The organism is Subdoligranulum variabile (assembly GCF_025152575.1).
Taxonomy (GTDB): Bacteria; Bacillota; Clostridia; order Oscillospirales; family Ruminococcaceae; genus Gemmiger; species Gemmiger variabilis.
The window spans coordinates 19641-40333 of sequence record NZ_CP102293.1; the positions used below are offsets into that span (position 1 = coordinate 19641).

Annotated in this window: 15 protein-coding genes; 4 read left to right on the forward strand and 11 right to left on the reverse strand. The window is 56.8% G+C overall.

Annotation, left to right across the window (positions count from 1 at the left end; genetic code table 11):
* Positions 1-21 precede the first annotated feature (21 nt).
* From NQ490_RS00090 to NQ490_RS00105, 4 genes are all read right to left on the reverse strand, one after another.
* The gene (locus NQ490_RS00090) at positions 22-1446 is read right to left on the reverse strand and encodes an arabinose isomerase (protein ID WP_007046230.1); all 1425 of its coding nucleotides are present in this window, start codon (positions 1444-1446) and stop codon (positions 22-24) included.
* Positions 1443-2939 (reverse strand): rhamnulokinase, encoded by a 1497-nt coding sequence (gene rhaB, locus NQ490_RS00095; protein ID WP_007046229.1) that lies wholly within the window; start codon positions 2937-2939, stop codon positions 1443-1445. The genes NQ490_RS00090 and rhaB overlap by 4 nt, the downstream gene beginning before the upstream one ends.
* A gap of 83 nt (positions 2940-3022) precedes the next feature.
* Positions 3023-3997: an AraC family transcriptional regulator gene (locus tag NQ490_RS00100; protein ID WP_007046228.1), complete on the reverse strand. Its 975-nt coding sequence runs from the start codon at positions 3995-3997 to the stop codon at positions 3023-3025.
* 47 nt (positions 3998-4044) lie between these two features.
* The gene (locus NQ490_RS00105) at positions 4045-4218 is read right to left on the reverse strand and encodes a hypothetical protein (protein WP_156793904.1); all 174 of its coding nucleotides are present in this window, start codon (positions 4216-4218) and stop codon (positions 4045-4047) included.
* A 248-nt stretch (positions 4219-4466) separates the two neighbouring features.
* Between NQ490_RS00105 and NQ490_RS00110 the strand changes: the two genes are divergently transcribed.
* On the forward strand, positions 4467-5648 hold the full coding sequence (locus NQ490_RS00110; protein WP_040917863.1) for an IS110 family RNA-guided transposase: 1182 nt from the start codon (positions 4467-4469) through the stop codon (positions 5646-5648).
* 112 nt (positions 5649-5760) lie between these two features.
* On the opposite strand, the gene NQ490_RS00115 is transcribed toward NQ490_RS00110, so the two are convergent.
* The 6 genes from NQ490_RS00115 to NQ490_RS00140 form a co-directional block, all read right to left on the reverse strand.
* Positions 5761-7821 carry a beta-glucosidase gene (locus NQ490_RS00115; RefSeq protein WP_198005053.1) on the reverse strand — a complete coding sequence of 687 codons (2061 nt, stop codon included), beginning with the start codon at positions 7819-7821 and terminating at the stop codon, positions 5761-5763.
* A 460-nt stretch (positions 7822-8281) separates the two neighbouring features.
* The gene (locus NQ490_RS00120; protein ID WP_007046225.1) at positions 8282-9106 is read right to left on the reverse strand and encodes an SDR family NAD(P)-dependent oxidoreductase; all 825 of its coding nucleotides are present in this window, start codon (positions 9104-9106) and stop codon (positions 8282-8284) included.
* A 45-nt stretch (positions 9107-9151) separates the two neighbouring features.
* The gene (locus tag NQ490_RS00125; RefSeq protein WP_007046224.1) at positions 9152-10003 is read right to left on the reverse strand and encodes a sugar phosphate isomerase/epimerase family protein; all 852 of its coding nucleotides are present in this window, start codon (positions 10001-10003) and stop codon (positions 9152-9154) included.
* Between the two features lie 3 nt (positions 10004-10006).
* Entirely contained in the window at positions 10007-11821 is a 1815-nt protein-coding gene (locus NQ490_RS00130) for a family 43 glycosylhydrolase (protein ID WP_007046223.1), read from the reverse strand.
* Positions 11822-11826: 5 nt separating this feature from the next.
* Complete coding sequence (locus NQ490_RS00135) at positions 11827-14010, reverse strand: glycoside hydrolase family 2 protein (protein ID WP_007046222.1); 2184 nt, start codon at positions 14008-14010, stop codon at positions 11827-11829.
* A gap of 70 nt (positions 14011-14080) precedes the next feature.
* On the reverse strand, positions 14081-15568 hold the full coding sequence (locus NQ490_RS00140) for an MFS transporter (protein WP_007046221.1): 1488 nt from the start codon (positions 15566-15568) through the stop codon (positions 14081-14083).
* A gap of 239 nt (positions 15569-15807) precedes the next feature.
* Between NQ490_RS00140 and NQ490_RS00145 the strand changes: the two genes are divergently transcribed.
* Positions 15808-17109, forward strand: a complete 1302-nt coding sequence (locus NQ490_RS00145; RefSeq protein ID WP_040917518.1) for a glycoside hydrolase family 1 protein — start codon at positions 15808-15810, stop codon at positions 17107-17109.
* Positions 17110-17178: 69 nt separating this feature from the next.
* Positions 17179-18378: a helix-turn-helix domain-containing protein gene (locus NQ490_RS00150; RefSeq protein ID WP_007046219.1), complete on the forward strand. Its 1200-nt coding sequence runs from the start codon at positions 17179-17181 to the stop codon at positions 18376-18378.
* Between the two features lie 65 nt (positions 18379-18443).
* Here the strand turns inward: NQ490_RS00150 and NQ490_RS00155 are convergent, their stop codons facing one another.
* Positions 18444-19016, reverse strand: coding sequence for a TetR/AcrR family transcriptional regulator (locus NQ490_RS00155; protein WP_007046218.1), 573 nt, complete (start codon positions 19014-19016; stop codon positions 18444-18446).
* 168 nt (positions 19017-19184) lie between these two features.
* Here NQ490_RS00155 and NQ490_RS00160 point away from each other — a divergent pair, with 168 nt between their 5' ends.
* Positions 19185-20540 carry an MATE family efflux transporter gene (locus NQ490_RS00160; protein WP_040917516.1) on the forward strand — a complete coding sequence of 452 codons (1356 nt, stop codon included), beginning with the start codon at positions 19185-19187 and terminating at the stop codon, positions 20538-20540.
* Positions 20541-20693 lie beyond the last annotated feature (153 nt).

The window sequence follows — 20693 nt, forward strand, 5'->3', positions numbered from 1 at the left end:
AATCTGTCTTAAGAAGTGGGATCAGCGGGTGATTACATCCACCGGCACATTGAAGATTTTGGCAACCTTCAGGATGGTGTCGATGTGGCGGCCGCAGGCGGCAGCCATATGGTGGGTGGGGCCGGCCTCGCTCCAGCGGTTGACGAACTCCCGGGCACCGCAGGCAAAGCGGGTGCGCATATTGGTGTCGCCGAAGGTGAAGATGGGGCCTTCCTCGTTGATGCCCTCGGCCACCACAAACTTGAAGTGGCCGTCCTTGTCCTGGGTGATGCCCAGGTAGGTCACGGGACCCAGATGGGGGTAGAACTGGGTCAGGTAACCGCCGCCGGTCTTGCCGTGGAAGACCGGCACGATCTTCATGGTGGGCTTTTTGGCCGAGATGGCTGCGTCGCCGGAGCCGGAATGGCCGATGATGCAGATGTCCTTGTCAAAGTCGATGGAATACATCTCGGACAGCTGGCCCTGGCCGGAAATCGTCTTGAGAATGGACATGGCCATGGCCACCTTGATGTCCCCCTCCACGGCGCAGGCGACGCCCTGCTTGATGAGCATCGAGAAGGCAGGAATCAGCATGGAGTCCAGCACCCCCGCCTTGCCCTGGGCAAAGCCGTCATAGTGGGAGGCGATGAAGGCGATCTTCTCGTCCTTGACCCACTGCTCAAAAGCCACCACGTAGCGGGCCATCTCCCAGACCTTTTCCACCGTGCCGCCGCCCTCGATGTCGAAGGTGTCGAGGATCTCCTCGGCCTTGGCGCGGATGACCGCCTCGTCGGTGACGTTGTCAGCAATGGCCCACATCTTCTCCCAGTCAAACTGTTTGGTGTAGAGCCACATCCGGTGGTAGAGGTTGGTCTCGTCGATGTAGAGGTCCATCATGCCGGGGTAGGGACGGCCGATCTGGGCCAGATTGGTGTCCCGGAAACGGCGGCGCACCTGGGCGGCCTTGCACCAGTCGTTGATCTCGGCCTGGACGGTGGGGTCACCGCCCTCCACCACGCCGGTGATCACCGCATGGCGCTTGCCGGCCCGCTCCAGGTCGGCCACCATCTCGCCCACGGCGCCGCAGGCGTAGAGCTCACCCAGCCACTTGGCGGTGTCGGTGTGCTCGTAGTCGGGGGCGCGCAGCTTCTGGACGTTCACCAGCACCACCGGCACATCCAGGTCCCGCACGGCGGGCAGCATGTTGTAGGAGGTGGCGTAGGTCAGCAGCTGCAGAATCACCAGGTCCACGTCGGCGGCGCGGAACTTGTCCCCGGCCGCCTGGCTCAGCTCCTTGGTGGTCACGATGCCGCCGTCCACCAGTTCTACGGTGTCGGGAATCATGGTTTTGAACTGCTCATACTGGGCCTGGAATTCCGGCACCAGACTGGGGAACTGGGGCAGATAGGCGCCCAGGGCAATGGCGAACACGCCTACCCGGGCTTTGGTTTCCACTAACATGCTCATTGGGGAAGAACCTCCTTGATATCAAAACTTTCACGGATACTTTGTCTTGCGGTGACCAGGCCGGCAAATTCGCCGCCGTGAATCATCTGAACGGTCAGGTTACCGATGGCCGTGCCCTCCACCGGGCCGGCGTACACCGGCAGACCGGTGACGGCGGCGGTCATGCGGTTGAGGTAGTTGTCCTGGCAGCCGCCGCCCACGATGTTGATGCTGGTGTAGGTCTTGCCGGTCAGTTCGGAAAGGCCGGCGATGGCGTTCTTGTAGCACAGGGTCAGGCTGCGGTAGACGCACTGCATCAGCTGGCCCACCGTCTGGGGCACAGGCTGGCCGCTCCCGGCGCAGGCGTCCTGCACGGCGGTGATCATGCTGGCCGGGGCCAGGAAGGCATCGTCGTTGGCGTTAACCACCGACGGGAAATCGGCGGCGCTTTCGGCGGCGGCAATCAGGTCGGGGAAGCTCCACTGCTTCTCCCCTGCCTGCACATCCAGGGTCCATGCGACCCGGGTCTTGCCGGCCACGTAGTCCACCCCGTTGAGTTCCCGCCGGATGGACTGGATCATCCACAGACCCATGATGTTCTTCAGATACCGGAACCGGTACCAGGCGCCGCCCTCGTTGGTGAAGTTCTGGACGCGGCTCTCCTCGGTGGTGATGGGGGCTTCATTCTCCACCCCCAGCAGGCTCCAGGTGCCGCTGGACAGATACACCGCCCGGTCATCCCGGGCCGGCACCGCCAGGAAGGCCGAGCCGGTGTCGTGGGTGGCGGGCAGAATGACGGTGGTCTGGAAGCCCACTTCGGCGGCGATCTCCTCTTTCAGAGGCCCCACCACCGTGCCGGGCATAGACAGGGGGCCGAACAGCCGCCGGGGCAGGCCCAGGGTGTCCAGCAGTTCCCGGTCCCAGGTCTTTTTAGCCGCGTTGACCAGGTTGGTGCTGCTGGCGTTGGTGTATTCCTGCTTCTGCACGCCGGTGAGCAGATAATTGAAGTAGTCCGGAATCATAAGCAGGCTGTGGGCCGCTTCCAGCTGTTCGGGGTGCTCTTTTTGCAGCGCCGCCAGCTGATAGATGGTGTTGAACAGCTGCTTCTGGATGCCGGTGCGGGCATAGAGCTCGGCGGGGCTGATCTTGGCCTCCACCAGTTTGTCGGCACCCTCGGTACGGCTGTCGCGGTAGGCCACCGCGTCGCCCACCGGCGCCCCGTCCTTGTCCAGCAGTACAAAGTCCACAGCCCAAGTATCAATGCCCACCGTGGTGGGGACCTTGCCCAGCGCCTTGCAGGCTTTCAGTCCGCCCAGAATGCCCTGCCACAGATTGTCCATGTCCCAGCAGTCGTGGCCGTTCTTGCGGATCTGCCGGTTTTCGAACCGGTATGCTTCCTCCAGCACCATCCGCCCCTCTTTCAAATGCCCCAGAATGAGGCGACCTGACGATGCGCCGATATCGATTGCAAGATAATACCGCACTTCCTGCAGCTCCCCTTCCTGTTTTTTCACTGGTATCAGTATACCGGCAGAGGTCTAAAAAAATAAGCGCGTGATTTACAATAAAATCACGCGCTTATTTAAGTAATTTTTCCTCAATTATCGGAATTGCACAAATGATCCCGGTATTCTTTCGGCGTTATGCCAAAGGCTTTTTTATAAATACCGTAAAAATAACTGGTGGTGTCATACCCCACGGACTCGGCTATCGCCTGCACGGGCAGCCTGGTGGTGCGCAGCAGCTGCTGGGCCCGGTCCAAACGTTTCTGCTGCAGCAGTTCCTTGAAGGTATTACCAGTTGCCTGCCGGATCAGGGCGCTCAGGTAGGGAAGCGAAACATGGAACCGCTCCGCCACATGGGACAGGCTGGCATCGCGGCAGTTATCCTCAATTTCGCGTAGTGCCGCCAGCACAAGCGGGCTTCCCTGCCCCGGTTCGCCCTGCACTTCGATACATTCATGGTGGTTCAGCAAGTCCAGCATCAGCATCGCCATGCGCAGTTGATTGGCGCCACGGGTCCCAGGTTCATTGTGCAAAAGGCTCCAGACCATGCTTTCCACCAAATTCTGGACCGGAAGCAGTTCTGCGGTATGGCAGACCAGATGGGAAATCTCCGCACCGCCGTTTTTCAGCGTTCCCAGCAAAAAACGTCCCAAAAGATTGGAAGTTCCCACAATCTGAAAAGCATAGTCAAAAAATTGGGGCAGCACAATGAAGTTCACCGCTACATCCCCAGCCTCCGCTCTTTGGATGGCGTGGCTGGCCTGCTGATTCAGAAACAACAGCTCTCCCGCCTGCAGATGCACCGGCGTACCGCCGCCGATGAGGTGGGTTGTCTGACCGGCGCACATATACATGATCTCCACATAGTTGTGGCTGTGACGGGGAAAGGCTACGAACCGGGTATGGGGGCGTATGGTGATGAGCTGGCCCTGGCGCAGCAGCTTGGCCGCATCGATCTCAAACCCATGGCCGGAGGCATACAATGTCCGGTCTAGCGGTTCCCCATCCCGCAGTTTCTGCTCTTCCGATGTAATGTGGGACAATGTGTTCAGAATTTCTGTATCCATAGTTTGCTTCTGGTCTCTTTTATCCGTATTCAGACGTACGTTCTCTTTTACCCGTTCAGTCCTTCCAACATTCCTTTGAGTTGTTCTTCCGTTAAAACACCAAAGGAAACCAGTGTTCCCAATGTCATTCCCTCCAGCATACGGGAGGCGCCTTCGGTATCACCGGCAGAGGCCTGTCCTGCCGCTGCTTCCGCCAGCCGCTGCAGGATCGGGCCAAACACGGCGGCTCCTTGTATTATAGAGTAGTAGTTATTAGAGCCCCTCTCCAAGGGCTGTGCTACACTGTAAGGGATGCTGTGGATTGGTTGGCGGCTCCTACCACAAGATGGTTCACGAAAGGTTCCAACCACAGCCCCTTACAATTTTGTTAATCAGTTAAATACCGCCAGACGGTTTATGTGGAACAAGGCTACAAAAGTAAGGTGTACTGTGGATGCAGCATCACATATTTTCTCTGGAGGTATTTGTTATGGTAGTTTCTGTTGGCATTGATGTCTCAAAAAACAAGCATGATTGCTTCATTGTAAGCTCAGAGGGTGAAGTCCTGGCGGATGTTTTTACTATCCCTAACAACATGGACGGTTTTTATGCTCTACTGGAAAAAATTCGAGCTTGTACTACACCGCAGGACAAAATAAAAGTAGGGCTTGAGGCAACCGGGCATTACAGCTACAACATTCTTGGGTTTCTTCTGGACAACGGTCTGGCCACCTATGTCTTGAATCCCTTACGCACGAATCTCTACCGGAAAAGTCTCAGCCTGCGAAAGACCAAGACCGACCGTGTAGATGCTCGAACCATTGCTGCTATGCTGTTATCCGATGTGGGCCTCAAACCCTACACGAATACAGCATATCACAACGAGGAACTAAAGTCACTCACCAGATACCGTTTTGACAAGGTGAAAGAACGAGCAAAGCTGAAAAGCTCAATTTCCAGACTGGTTTGCATTCTCTTCCCTGAACTGGAGAAGCTGGTGTCCTCTCTCCATTTGGCGACTGTCTACGCTCTGCTGGAAGAGTTTCCAGGTTCCAAACAGATTGCCAAGGCACACCTGACAAGGCTCAAAACCCTTTTGGGGAACGCCTCCAAAGGTCGCTACGGTCGGGATATGGCTGTTACTATCCGGAGCGCTGCTCAGAATTCTGTTGGGTCCTGTATGCCTGCCAAATCCCTGGAATTGCAACATACCATCCGGCTTATCCGTGAATTGGATGCTGAGATCGCTGAAATCGAGGCTGAAATTGAGACAATGATGGACAAGATACAGTCTCCCATTACAACTATCCCTGGCATGGGCTTTCGTATGGCTGCCATGATTCTTGCTGAAATCGGCGACTTCTCTCGGTTTGAGTCACCGGACAAATTATTGGCCTACGCCGGAATGTCGCCTTCTACTTACCAGTCCGGGCAGCTCAAAAATTGCTATCCCCACATGGAGAAGCGTGGCTCTCGATACTTACGCTACGCTCTTTACAACGCAGCCAAGTATGTATGTCACTGGGACCCAACCTTTGCTGCTTACCTTGCTAAGAAAAGAGATGAAGGCAAACACTACAATGTCGCACTTTCTCATGCCACCAAAAAGTTAGTTCGTCTGCTGTTTGCCCTGGAAAGATCCAGACAGCCTTATTGCAGCTTGGCGGCCTAATTCCATCTTGTTAGCCTACGCCGGGGTCCCTACGGACCTCTGCTTTGCTATACCTTTCTTGAACTATCTCTTTTCACCACCACCATTCATTTTTGGGGTTGACTTTTAATAGTTAATCTTTGGGATCCGATACTACGTCGGCCAGCGTACTGTATTCGGTAAACATCCGAGGTAATGGCCGCTCCGCAGTGAACGATACTTCCTTGCGAAGCCGGATATCCCTGCTGGACGCTCCGACTTCGATCTCATAACAACCGGTGGGGGTATAAAAATCATGGAGCAGCGGCTCATAATATGCCAAATCACGGGCATTCAGTTCGAAGGTAATCTCCCGCCGCTCACCCGGCTGCAGTGCCACCTTGGCAAAAGACTTCAACTCCCGTACAGGTCTGCGCCGCATCCCGGCAGGCGGCGCCACATACAACTGTACGACTTCCTTTCCCGGAAGCTTCCCTGTATTGATCACGGTCAGCTGTACCCGCAGCGTTTCCCCTTCCCCCATCCGGGAGCGATCCACCGTCATATTGCTGTAGGCAAAACTGGTATAGGACAGGCCATACCCGAATGGGAACAAAACATCCATTTCTTTGGCGTCATAATAGCGGTATCCCACAAAAACGCCTTCACGATATTCTGTAATGCCATTTTCGCCGGGGAAGTTGAACCAGGACGGGGTGTGGGCAAGTTTCTGCGGGAAGGTCTCGGGCAGCTTTCCGCTGGGATTTGCCTTGCCATACAAAAGATCCATGGTGGCTGCACCCACACCGTCACCGGGGAGATACATTTCCAACACAGCGGCCACCTTGTCCAGCCAGGGCATAGTGATCGGAGCGCCGTTATACAGCACGACAATGGTATTGGGCTGCACATCAGAAACTGCTTCTATCAGTTCATTCTGGTTGGCCGGCATTTCCAATGTCGTACGGTCTACGCCTTCGCTTTCATACCGTTCCGGCAGTCCGGCCAGAATCACCGCTGCATCAGCCTTGCGGGCCGCAGCCACCGCTTCCTCCAGCAGTGTACGGTCCGACGTATCAGATCCCTGATCATAACCGCGCGTCCAGCTCATACCCTTCGGCATGCAATCCACCGCACGGCTGATATATGCACTGTTTACATGACTGCTTCCGCCACCCTGATACCGTGGTGCAGCGGCAAAGTCTCCGATGAGCGCCACGGAACTTTCCTCCGTCAGAGGCAGCACCGAGTCCTTGTTTTTCAGCAGTACCGCGCATTCTTCAGCGATGTGACGGGCAAAGTCATGGTCGGCAGCGCGATCAAAAACAGCATCCGGATGGTGGTTTTCTATGCCTGTCTGTACCAGTTTCAGCACATTGTACACCGCACGGTCCACCTCTGCCTCCGTCAAAGTTCCGGCGGCCACCGCATCCAATACCTGTTGAATTCCTCTCCGGCTGCCTCCCGGCATTTCCAGATCCAACCCGGCTCTTACTCCCACTGCGCGATTTTTTACAGCTCCCCAATCGGTTACCACCATACCCTGGTATCCCCAGGCCGAGCGCAGAATATCGGTAAGCAGCGTTCCGTTTTCACTGCAGAATGTTCCGTTCACCTTGTTATAGGCACACATAACCGCCTGAGGTCTGGCCTCCTTGACGACGGCTTCAAAGGGTGCCAGATAAATTTCGTGCAGGGTGCGTTCGTCTACCACACTGTCACCCACCATGCGGTCAGTTTCCTGATTGTTGGCGGCAAAATGTTTGATGCAGCTTCCCGTACCGGTGCTCTGGACGCCTTCCACCATGGCGGCCCCCATCTGTCCGGCCAGGACGGGATCTTCACTGTAATATTCAAAATTTCGTCCGCACAGAGGGCTTCGCTTGATATTCAGCCCCGGCCCCAACAGCAATGCGACCCCTTCAGCCTGGCATTCGTTTCCCACTACACATCCCAGCTTTTGTGCCAGAGCTGTATCAAAGCTTGCGGCCACCGCAGCCGACGAGGGGAAGCACACAGCAGGCGTACTTCCATATATGCCCAGGTGATCACTTTCTTTTTCCTGTTTTCGTAAACCACTGGGCCCATCACTCATCATAATGGCCGGAATTTCCAAGCGCTCTATGGCGCGGGTGTGCCAAAAATCTCCACCAGTCAAAAGTTCTGCCTTTTCTTCCAGCGTGAGTTGCTGTATCAATTCATTCAAGTTCACCATGGTATTCCTCCCGTTCAAAAGCAACGCAGGATATTTCTTACGTATTGCCGTAATTTTGGTTAATGACAGCATAGCATATTTGCCAATCAGTGAGGAGTCAAAAATTCAGCTTAAAGGACTATAATTCCATAAGTTTATGAAAAGCAGAAAGTTTATGCCGTTATTCGTCACCCTTGCGCGGATTTCACTGTTTCTATACTGCCTCTCTTGATTTCCAAAGCGGTTGCCTGCGCCTATGCGGCTCCCAATACTTTAAACCATACATATAACCAAACACATACAAAAAACACCCGATCCCGGTATTACCGAAAATCGGGCGGTGAATCACGGGCACATCTGTCCCTTTAACGTTTGCCTGCTAATATCCGTCAATCAGTAAGAGAATTTTTCACTCTGTACTTGAATCAGTCTGCATACAATGCAGCAGCTTTATCAAGGCATTTCTGCCAGAAGTCCCGTGTCAATTCTCTGCTGTGCCCGCGTAAAGTCCGGGATTTTTCCAGGTGGTCACATTCTGATGTCCCGCGCTCAGCGCTCCGTCCACCGGAATGACCGCACCGGTGATATACCGGGCCATATCGCTTGCCAGGAACAAAGCCAACCAGGCGCACTCCATAGGATCTCCCATTCTGCCTGCCGGGCAGTCTTTTGCAAACATGGCCATCGCAGCTTCGGGAATATCGCCGAAGATGCTGATCTTTGTGTATCCGGGGCAGATTGCATTCACCGTGATTCCATAGGCGGCGTAATCCAGAGCCGCGGCACGGGTCATACCGACTACACCGAATTTCGTTGCGGTATACAATGCCTGTCCCCGCTGCGGAACAATGCCAGCCACCGACGCAACGTTGATCAGGAAACCGCCTTTGGATTTGCTGCGGAAGATTGCCTCCGCTGCGTACTTCATGCCGGCAAATACGCCTTCGCTGTTGAGCGCAAAAATCCGCTCATACTCTTCCATCTCATATTCATGCAAAGGATTGCCACCCATGCCGATTCCGGCATTGGATACGAAACCGTCCAGCCGACCATAGGTTTCCACCGCTTTCTCTACCAGAGCCTTGATCTGTGCGGGATCGCTGCAATCCGTACGGACAAAGACGGCATCGCCGCCTTGCGCAACGATCTCACCTGCCACCTTCTGGCCCTGTTCCTCACTGCGTGCGGCCAGCACAACCTTCATACCGTTGGCGGCAAAAGCGCGTGCAATTGCTTCCCCAATGCCTCTGCTTGCGCCGGTCACAACGGCAACTTTGCCCTGTACGCTTTCAAAAGTAGCTTTCATTGGTATTTCTCTCTTCGCTCGTTTCACTCTGCCTTTTCTTCGATTTTATTCCGGAATCCGGTTCAGAAATTGCGCGCTGACCTGCGCGCTTTTCACCGGGCTACCGTCGATCCAGTTGCGGTGGCTCTCCAGAATCACCGCGTCCACGTTGGCCTGCAGGGCCTGTTCCAGCAGGCTGTCCAGGTCCATGTTGCCGGTGCCCAGTTCCATGCTGTCGGTTTTCAGGATGGGGGTCACGGCAGGGCCCTGCACTCGACTGCCCCGGTCGTTGATGTGCCACAGCTTCATGCGATGGCCCAGCCGCTGCATCCAGGCCAGGGCGTTGGCACCACCCTCGGTAAACCAGTAGCTGTCGAACTCAAAGTTCACAAACCGGGGATCGGTCTCCTCCAGCAAAATGTCATAGGCACGTTTTTGATCATTTACCCGGCGCAGCTCACAGTTATGGTTGTGGTAGAGCAGTTCCACACCCTCTTGCAGGAGGGCCTCCCCGGCTTTGTTCAGCCGGGCGGCCAGGTTGCGCACGGTGGCTTCGTCCCCGTAGTCAAACCGATACATACCGGTGATGACCACATACTTGGTCCCGAAGCTCTGGGCCTCCCGGGCAACCTCTTTCGGGTCCCGTTCCAGGCTGCCCAGGTCGGTGTGCAGGCTGACCACTTCTAGCCCTGCCTCCTGCACCAGCTTGTGCCAGTCCAGGTTGCCGCCCTTGCCCACCGGCATGCCGGCGGCCTTGGTCAGCATCTTGACCATGAACCCGATGGGATGGATCATGAACCCACACAGCTCGATGCCGTCGTACCCGGCAGCCTTGAGGGCGGCCAAGGTTTGCCGGGCCTGGGGTTCGCTGTTCAATACCGTTCCCAGCATAAATTGCTGGACTGCCTTTTTGGGCATGACTCACCCCTCCATTCTGATGATTTCGCCGGTGGTGATGCCGTTTTCGTTGAAGCTGTCCACACAGACGTAATATGTCTGCCCCGCCACGAGGGTGGACAGGTTGACCTCGTCGGCACCGTAAACCAGCCAGCTGTAGTAGAGTTTGTCGGGAGCAATGCCGTAGCGCACATTGCAGCCCTGCGCATCTTCCAGATGCTGCCAGTGCACCTTGCCGTCCAGCGGGCTGACCCGCACGGCGGAGGCCCGGGCCCGGGCGGGTTTGTCCCCATCCCCGTTGCCGAACACCCGCAGCCCGCTGATGCGCAGGGTTTGACCGTAGGGCAGCTCGCCGCCCGTCACCCGCACATACCGGGCACGGATGCCTTCAGGGTATTCATAATATCCGTTGGAACATTCCCGGGCCACCGTTTCCCGGGCGGTCCAGGTGGCCCCATCCAGGCTGGTTTCCACCGTATAACGAGAAATCTGCGGTTGCAGTTCAATGTGCCGGGTCTTGCGGGCATCCCCGTAACTGTCGGCGGGAAAGTCCACCACCACACCTTCATCGGCCAGATTCACCTGGATAGCCCGCACATCCTGCTCCTTTTCCAGGTCCACGCAGAGCCACTGACCGGGGGCCGCGCTGCCGGCGCTCCACCAGTCCCTGCAGGTCTCGTTCACTGCCAGGACCGGATCGCTGCCCGCCGCCGTGGAGGAGGCAGTGGCCGGCTTTCTGTAGCTCAGCAGCATCCATTCCGGCTGCCAGCAGGCGGCGTCAATGGGGCCATCCGGCATGCGGTGGGGATAATCAGCAAAATTCTGGTTGCAGAAGAGCACCCCATCCCGGTCAAAGCCCGCCGGGAAGAGTCCCACCCTGCGCTCGAAGTCGTGGTTGACCGAGATGCGCATGGTGGCGGCATGCCAGTAGTTGCCGTACCGGTCGGCGATGGTGCTGCCGTGGCCCGCACCGGTCATGAAACCGCCTGGCACCGCCGAGAAGGGGTTGGAAGCCTGCAGGGTGAAGGGCCCCAGGGGCGAATCCGAGGTATAGACACCGTCGGCGTAGGTGTTGTACTGGGTGCCGGGGCAAGCGTACTGCAGGTAGTAGGTACCGTTATGCTTGGTCATGTAGGCCCCCTCAATGTAGGGCTTGCCCACCGCAAAGAACATAGCGGCCAGATCGTCGGTGCTCATGCCGGGGATGTGCTGCATCTCCGGCGGAAATTCCAGCTTGCCGGTGGCAGGGTTGTAGTGTTTTTTCAGTGCCTGATACACCACGCTGGCTTCCCGGTTGACCACCCCATTGTCCCCGGGGCGCTCGTAGCCCAAGGTTTCTTCCTGCCCGAAGATCAGTTCCTTCTTTTCGCCGATGGGCATCATCGTTTCGGGGTCCATCTCTACGCCCCAGATGGGAGTGGTGTTGGAGCAGCCCCAGTAGAGATACACCCGGCCATCGTCATCCTGGAACAGGTCGGGGTCCCAGAAGGCAAAGGGAGCGCTGACTTCTTCAAAGGGCTCGTGCAGCGGGTCCTTGGAGCGCAGAATCGGGCAGTTCTGTCCCTTGCGGCTGGCGCAGAAATACAGGTACTCCCCCACCTGCCGCACATCGGGGGCATAGTCGTAGATCAGCAGGTCCGGGTCAGCGTGGAACTCCCAGTGCAGAAGATCGTCGGAGTACCAGAACCCCGCCGACATGGATACAAAGAGGTAGTATTTTCCCTTGAAGAACACCAGCGTAGGGTCGGCGCCCTCCCGGAAGCCCGCGACACGGGGACCTTCCTTCATATGCTGGTAGCGGTAGCCCAGATCCAGGGGGTTGCAGTAGGTCTGTTTCATAGTATTCACTCCTTGGCAATGCCCTGCAGTACCCGGTTGAGCTGCTTGATATCCTCGATGCTGGCACCCGCCTGCCTGAGCATGCTCTCGATGGTCATACGCTTCATGGCCCGCTGCATCATGGCCACCAGGGCCGGGTTGTCCTTGACGGCGGCGGCCACATCGCCCCGGGAGGCGGCGGCCTTGTCGCTGATCTGCTTGAGGATGGGCCCCACCTTGGCATCGGCCATAGCGGCCGCCATGTTGTCCTTGACGCTCCAGCAGCTTTCGTCCAGTTCCCCGTCGAACCAGTTGGTCACTTCCCGCCGGTTGGCCATGGCATAGGCGGGATTGGGGGTGTCCACCTTGTTCACCAGAATCACGCTGGAATAGCCGCCGGCCCGGGCCTCGATGGAGTGCTTGCCGGTGATGGGCACCTGGAAGGTGAACACCTTGTCCCCCTGCTTGGTCTCCTGCAGGTGGCCATCCACATACAGGGACACTTCCGGCAGGTTGGAGTAGACCTTGACTTCGGTGACATCCTCGGCCCGGTCCACATACCGGCTGCCGCAGGTGTGCACGAAGGGCTCCTTGCTCCAGTAGGCCTTATAAAGATAGAAGGCGTCCTTCTTGATTTTGCGGTCAAAGGTGACAAGCCCTTTCTGGTTTTCGCCGTTCTTGCCGCCCTCGTCCCGGCCGTCGGCGGCAAAGTCGAACATGTTCCAGACGTGGGTGGCCCACAGCCAGGGGCGGTCGGTGATCAACTTGGCCATGTGCTCATGGAAGACACACTGGTAGGTCTCGGTGTAGTCTCCCTTTTCGGGGTGAGAGGTCTGGTAGGCCGGGTTGGCGTCAGCACCGTACTCGCTGAAGCCGATGCAGCGGTCGGGATACTTGGCATGGTAGTTGTCAAAGAATTCGTCATTCTGGTCCAGATCCCCCAGATACCAGCCGAAATAGAGGTTGTAGCTGTTTACGTCGGGAATTTCCAGGATGGGGCTGGTGATCTCCAGCATGAATACGTTGGCCATGGTGGTGGGCCGGGTGGGGTCCAGCTTGTGGGCCAGATCGTTGAGGGCGCGGTGGTTTTCCAGCAGCTCCTCGTTCACCGCGCTGGCAGCAGTGATCTCGTTGGAAAGGCCCCACACCGCAATGCAGGGATGGTTGTAGTTCTGGACGATGAGTTCCTCCATCTGGCTCAGGGTGTTGGCCCGGCCGTTGTGCATGTGCATGGTGATGTAGGGAATCTCGGCCCAGATCACCAGGCCTTTCTCATCGCAGAGGTCATAGAAGGCCTGAGCATGCTGGTAGTGGGCCAACCGGATGGTATTGGCCCCCATCTCGAGAATCAGGGCCAGGTCCTCCTCCATCATCTCCTTGGTGATGGCAGTGCCCACCCCCTTGCGGTCCTGGTGGCGGGAAACACCCCGCAGCGGATAGGACCGCCCGTTGAGGAGAAAGCCTTTCTGCGGGTCGATCTCGAATTTGCGGCAGCCGAACCGGACAGACCGGCTTTCGCCGTTGTCCAGGGCGGCGGTGAGGGTGTAAAGGTGAGGGTCCTCCAGACCGTCCCACAGATGGGCGTTTTCCATCGTGAAAATAGCCTTGGCGGTGCCATTCTCCACCGGAGCGCTCATTTCCTGGCCGTCCAGGGCAAAGCGCACCCTGTCGGCGTCCACCACAAGAGCCTCCACCGTCACCTCGCAGCGGCGGGTTGCCAGGTCGGTGACCACCGGGGTCACCTTCACCGGCACCGCGCCGTTTTCCTCCATAGCAAAGTGGGCGGCGGGTAAAATGTGCAGCGTCACCTCCCGGTAGATGCCGCCGTAGAAGGTGAAGTCCGCCTTCTGGGGGTAGACGGTGTCGTTGTCGCTGTTGTCCACCTCGACGGTGAGGTTGTTTGTGTCCTGCAGCACATCGGTGATATCCACCCGGAAGGTGGAATACCCGCCCTTGTGCTCGGCCACCTTCTGCCCGTTCAGATTGACCACCGCTGTCATAGCCACGCCGTCAAACTGCAGCACCGCCCGGCCGCCTTCCGGCAGCCGGATAGCCGGCAGCTGAAGGGCGTAAGTACAGCTGCCACGGTAGTAATCGTTTCCGCCGTCTTGCCCATCCACCGCATTCCAGGTGTGGGGCAGGGTCACGGGTTCGCTGTGTTCCTCCTTGGTGAAGGTCCAGCCTGTATTCAATACGATCGTTTCACTCATGGAAAACACTCCTTCTCTGGTCTTAGGGCAAAAACCGAAAGGGGCAAACCCTTTCGGTTTTTGTGTGGGTTTACTTCAACTGTTCGGCAAAAAGCTCGGCCCGGGCAGCGGCTTTCTTTTCAGCGATGCGCTTCTGTACATGGACCATCTCTTCCTTGGTCAGAGGGCAGTCGCGCATAGCCACCAAGGTAATGATCCATCCGATGATGGGCAGGCCAAACTTGAGGAACATGGCCATCCAGAAGATGGAGGTGGTGCAGGGATCGGTGGGCTGAGGCATGGTGGTGGTGTAACCCAGCAGCGCCACAGCACCGGTAGCAATGACCGCCGCGAAGGAGGTAATGAGCTTGTCCACCAGGCTGTAAGTGCCGGAAACCACCGCCGGGATGTACCGGCCGGAGCGATCCAGCTCAAAGTCGATAGCATCGGCCATGTAAGAGGTATTGGAGGTAGTAATGCACATGTTGGAACCGTTGAGCAACAGGTTCAGTACTGTATTGATGATCATTTCAGAACTGCCTATGACGCCAATTCGAGTCGGGTCGATGGACAGGAAAAAGACCACCAATACCACCGTGATGGCCATGCTGACATATGTCCAGGTCACAATTCCCTTCTTGCTGCCGTGCTTGCCCACATATTTGGCACCAAAGGCTGCAAAGAAGATGGAGGGCACCATGCTGATGACCGTCAGGATGGTGGCCAGGCCCATGTTGCCGATGATGATGCCGTTGAACAGGGTGTTGATGACGGCCTGACTGGCCACTTGCTGGGCCAATTTGTCCGAGGCGTTGGAGGCAATGTAGCATTGCAGAGGTTTGTTGTGCATCAGCACTTCGATAATATCCCCCATTTTCAGTGGCTCAGACTTCTTGGTTCCCAGAAAAGTTTCGGGCTTGTCGTACGAGGATACGCCCAGGCAGACCAGCAGGGTGCCCACTGCGGCCACGACCAGCGTGATGGCGCAGGCAGCAGAGAGGAAGGCCTGGTTGTACTGGCCGCCGAACTTGGGCAGCAGCACTACGTTCATCACCATGGACATGGCCATGGGCACCAGATAATTGAAAGCGGTAGTCCAGACGCCGATGGTGGGGCGCTGGGTGGGGTCGTTGGTCATGATGGCGGGGATGGTCTGGGCTGTCATGTTGGTGACGGTGTAGCCAATGACGTAGCCCACATAGAGCAAAACAAAGACCGGCAGACCCAATCCTTTGGAAGAGAAGCCGGTGAACATACCGTAGAGGGCAGCCGCCTCAATGAGATAGCCAACCACCAGCAAAATACGCAGCTTGCCGAATCGGGTGTTGACCCGGTCATACACAAAGGCCAGAAGTGGGTCGGTGATCGCGTCCAGAATACGGGAGCAGGTCAGGATAATGCCCACTGCGGCGGTTGTGATGCCGTACCCGATACTGGCCGAATAGCTGGCCATACCAATCAGAGAGTAAACGCTCATACCCACAAGGCCATTGCAGGCGTAGCAGATAATTTGCCAGAGCTTGGCGCGGCGGTACTGGACGCCGTCGATTTCGCTGGCGCTGAGATGTTTTTTTGCCATACGGTTTTTCCTCCTTAAAAGTGTGCAACGGTTTTGTTTGTACTCTCACTATAGCAGACCGCCATCGCAAGAAAGAGTCAATTTTCAGCAAACCAGTACAATTATTCATGTAATTTCCCTGTATAATCAATTTTTTACCCCTTATTTTCAATTTTTACACCATAAGAATCCGACAGGTATGGTATGATACGGACAAGCAAATGGACTTTGACGTCTCGATAATAAAAGGAGGATTATCCATGCAGAAATTTGCAAAAGGATTTCTGGTGGGTGCTGCCACTGCGGCCCACCAGGTGGAAGGAAACAACATCCATTCCGACTACTGGGCCCAGGAACAGCTGCCCCACTCCAGCTTTGCCGAACCCAGCGGCATCGCCTGTGACCATTATAATCGATATGAGGAAGATATCCGATTGCTTGCCGAAGCCGGACTCAACGCCTACCGCTTTTCCATTGAGTGGGCGCGTATCGAGCCGGAGGAAGGAAAGTTTGATGCCGGTGAAATGGAACATTACCGCCGGGTTATTGCCTGCTGTAAGGCCCATGGGGTAGAGCCGGTAGTGACCCTGCTGCATTTCACCAGCCCCAGGTGGCTGATCGCCAAAGGCGGCTGGGAGGCCGAGTCCACCATCTCCTATTTCAAGCGGTATGTCACGTATGTAATGGAACAGCTGGGCGATGCGCTGCACTATGTCTGCACCATCAACGAAGCCAACATGGGGCTGCAGCTGGCAGCCATCTCCAAGCGGTTCCGGCTGATGGCCGAACAGGCGGCCAGGAACGCTGCCGCTGCTGGCAAATCCGCCGAGGGTACCGTGCAGGTGGGCATGAATTTCCAGAAGATGATGGAAAACATGAAATATGCCGCCGCTGAAAACGCCGGTGTCTTTGGGGACCCGCAGCCCAAAATCTTTGTCAGCGAGCGTACCCCCGAAGGAGATCTGCTGGTTATGCGCGCCCACACCGCCGCCCGGGAGGCCATCCGGGCCATCTGCCCACATGTAAAGGTGGGCCTGACCCTTTCTCTCCATGACCTGCAGGCCCAATCGGGCGGAGAACCCTTTGCCGAGGCGGCCTGGAATGAGGAGTTTACCCACTACCTGCCCTATATTCAGGGAGACGACTTTCTGGGCGTGCAGAACTACACCCGTACTCTGTACGGCCCCACCGGCCAGCTGCCCGCCCCCGAAGGTGCAGAACTGACCCAAATGGACTATGAATTCTATCCCCAGGCCCTGGAACATGTGCTGCGCAAGGTAGCCAAGGACTTCCACGGAGACCTGATTGTCACCGAGAACGGCATTGCCACCGCCGATGACACTCGTCGGGCAGCTTTTATCGAGCAAGCCCTGGCCGGGGTACAGCGTTGTGTAGCCGACGGTCTGCCGGTGAAGGGATACTTCCACTGGAGCCTGATGGACAATTTTGAGTGGCAGAAAGGTTTTGCCATGAACTTCGGGCTGATTGCCGTGGACCGAACCACCATGGCCCGCACGCCCAAGCCCAGTCTGGCAGTGTTGGGCAGTTACGCTGGCGAATAAATCCGGAACGGGCTGTCTGTACGGCAGCCCGTTTTTCATGGTATAATAACGGCAAGCGAGGTGATTCCGATGGAAGTTTTTCAGAGCATGGCATTGCTGGCAGAGCTGGTACAGTGCGGCGGCCCGATTTTCACCTGGTGTTACGACGAAAAGGGAAACCTGCTGCGCAGCAACTGCCCGGACGAAGCCTTCCTGTCCGGTATTTTTGGCCTGTTCGGCTGCAAACAGCAGATGATGGAATACGGCGCCGCCCATGATACCCCCATTACGCTGGGAACCGCCCTGGGAATCCTGTGGGCGGCCGCTTTTGAAAAGAAAAACGGAGAGCTGAAACGTGCCTGGGTAATGGGGCCTGTCTTCTATCAGGATGTTTCCATGCGAGGAATTGAACAGGGTCTGCGCTATTACAGCCATCTGGAAACCAGTGTTTCCTGGACGATGCATCTGCAGCAGGTCCTGGCCAAAGTTCCTGTACTGCAAAATACCATCCTGCACCGGTACACCTTGATGATGCACTATTGTCTGACGGGAATCCACCTGGAAATCAGTGATATCAACAGCGAAACTCCGCCCAAAGTCTATGATCCGACCTATACCCCTGCCCATGACCGCCACAAGGTCTGGATGGCAGAACAAGGTCTTTTACAGATGGTACGCACCGGGGATCTGAACTACAAACAGGCACTGTCCAACAGCATGACCTTGAGTGCCGGTGTCCCGGTACACAGCGATGACGCCTTGCGGCAAAGCAAAATTTCGGTGATCGTGTTCACCTCTCTGGTGTGCCGTGCAGCCATTGAGGGCGGGCTTTCTCCCGAGGAGGCCTACGCTTTGGGTGACAGTTATATCCAGACTGCCGAGTCCGCCAAAACCCTGGACGATCTGAATCCGCTGAGCCTGGTGATGTACGATGACTTTATCCGCCGGGTACACAAATGCCGCACCAATCCCAAGCTCAGCCGTCCGGTCCAGCAGTGTGTGGATTACATCGAGATGCATCTGGACCAGAAAATCCGGGCCGCCGATCTGGCAGCCGTGGTGGGATATACCGAATATTACCTGACCCATAAGTTCAAGGCCGAAACGGGGCTTTGCATCAGTGACTACATCAAGTTTGCCAAAATTGAGCGGGCAAAGGTCCTTCTGAAAAGCACCGACCAGACCGTACAGGAGATTGCTGCCGCCCTGTGTTTCAGTACCCGCAACTATTTCAGCCGGATCTTTCAGGAAGTGACCGGACAAACGCCCGTAGAGTATAGGGGTGGATGAGACTTATTTTTTCCAGCACATCAAAACAGACAGCGAAGGAACTTCTTCGCTGTCTGTTTTCTTCTTTACAGAGAATATGCTGGCGGCTCCACGCCGGCCGCTCCGGCACACAGCGCCGCAATGGCCGCCGCCACCTGTTCCGGCGGCGCTTTCCGGTCACTGTGCAGCCAGTATGACATCACCCCGAAAGCCCCCGCAAACAAAAAGGTATTCTGCATTCCCCTCCAGCCGTCATCCGCCCCGGTGCGCTCTCCAGCGTCCATCCGCAGGTCCATATAGTGAAAACAACACCCCACCACCCGGTGCAGAAAGGCATCGTCCGGGCTCTGCCGCGCCAGAACCGCCAGAAAATCCTCGTCGCTCTGCAGCTTTTGCAGCATGGAAAGCAAAACCGCCTGCACGCCCCGGTCTCGGGTACTCACCAAGACTGCTTCCAGCTGTTCCAGAGCCTGTTCCTCCAACTGTTCCATCAGATCATAACAATCCCGGAAATGCCGGTAAAAGGTTCCCCTGTTGATCTGCGCCAGGGTACAGACCTCTTTGACGGTGATCTTCTCCATCGGCTTTTGCTGCAGAAGTTGCCAGAAGGCGGTGGTGATGATCTCCCGTGTATAACGGGTACGCGGATCAGTTTTCATATTGTGCTCCTTTTTGCAACAGCCAGACGCTTTATGTCGCACAAAGCAACAGCTGCCGCTCTATTGCTGATTGCGCCGGTTCTTTTTCCTCAGTATACTGAAAGGCAGAAGAAAAAGCAACACGTGTTCACAAAATCATCATGCGTTCTTTTAAAAGGAGGACTTTCTGTGCAGAGCGAACGGCTGTTCAAGGAGGCGCCTGTCTGGCAGGCTATCGGTGCGCTGGTGGGCCCCTCTGTCCTGTCGGTTCTGGTCATGATCATCTATAATATGACCGACCTGTTTTTTATCGGATTGCTGCAGGATACCGCCCTGACCGCGGCGGTGGCGGTGGTAGGGCCTGTTTTCACCCTGGCTTCTGCCGGTGCCACTGTTCTGGGCATGGGCGGTTGTGCCGTGGTGGCCGGTTCTTTGGGCGCCGGCGACCGTCAGGACGCCCGGTGCGTTTCCAGCCTTTGCGGTTGGTGTGGCCTTCTGACCGGCGTACTCCTGGCCGTGGTACTGAATCTGTTCTGTGAACCGATTTTGTATTTGCTGGGCACCAATGCCGAGATTCTGCCTTACGCTACCCATTACCTGCGCATCCTGGCTCTGGGTGCCCCGGCCATGATCTTCTCGGTTTCCGCAGCCACCCTGCTGCGGGCAGACGGCGCCATCCGCCGGGGACTGGTGGGCAACCTGGCCGGAAGCCTTACCAATATCCTGCTGGACCCGCTTTTCATCCTGGCTTTCGGCTGGAACATTGCCGGAGCTGCCGCAGCCACCATGCTGGGCAATCTGGTGGCCAGCGGGCTTTACCTTCACCACATTCTTTGCCGTTCTGATGCCCTGAGTCTGCGACCTGCCGATGCCCTGCGCTGCCCCTCCCGGCTGGGGCGGGTCCTGACTCTGGGCCTGCCCAATGGGGTAAGCAGTCTGCTGAGTGGTCTGGCCGGCAGTTTCAGCAATCGTCTGTTGGCTGCTTACGGCACCAACGCCCTGGCTGCCATGGCAGCCGCCGACAAATCCGCCATGGTCGTGACCCTGGTCCAGATGGGCATCTGTATGGGATTGCAGCCATTGCTTTCCTATAATGTGGGCGGACGGAATCTCCCCCGGCTTCGGGCAGTCCTGAGCAGAAGTTTGGGCCTGACCGTAGGTTTTGGCACCCTGTTTTCTCTGTTCTGCCTGCTGGCACAGCGGCCGCTGATTGGACTGTTTTTATCCGATCCTGAGGCAGTGTTCCTGGCTCGCCAGCTTCTTCCCTGGCTGCTGGCAGGCAGTCCGCTGCTGGGCCTGTACTATCTGGGCATCAATTTCCTGCAGGCCGCCGGCTATGCCGGCAGTGCCACCCTTCTTTCCGCCCTGCGCCAGGGCGTGCTGCTGGTTCCGGCCCTGTACGGGTTCCACCATCTGCTGGGGCTGCCCGGCCTGGCGGCTGCCCGTGCCGCCACCGACCTGTTCAGTGCAGCCATTGCTCTGCTGCTCTTTATTATGGTCTGGCATAAATTGACGAGCAGCCTCCGGCCTCGAACCTGTCTATAAAGTGCCCCAACGTGTTATCCTCACGTTCCAAAGAGCCCGGCACATTTTGTTTTCAAAATGCTGCCCGGGCTTTTCATTTGCAACAGTCTTTATATTGCATGAAAATTCACCCCACATTCCAAATTATCACCCCGTATAGTCCCTGTTTTTTCG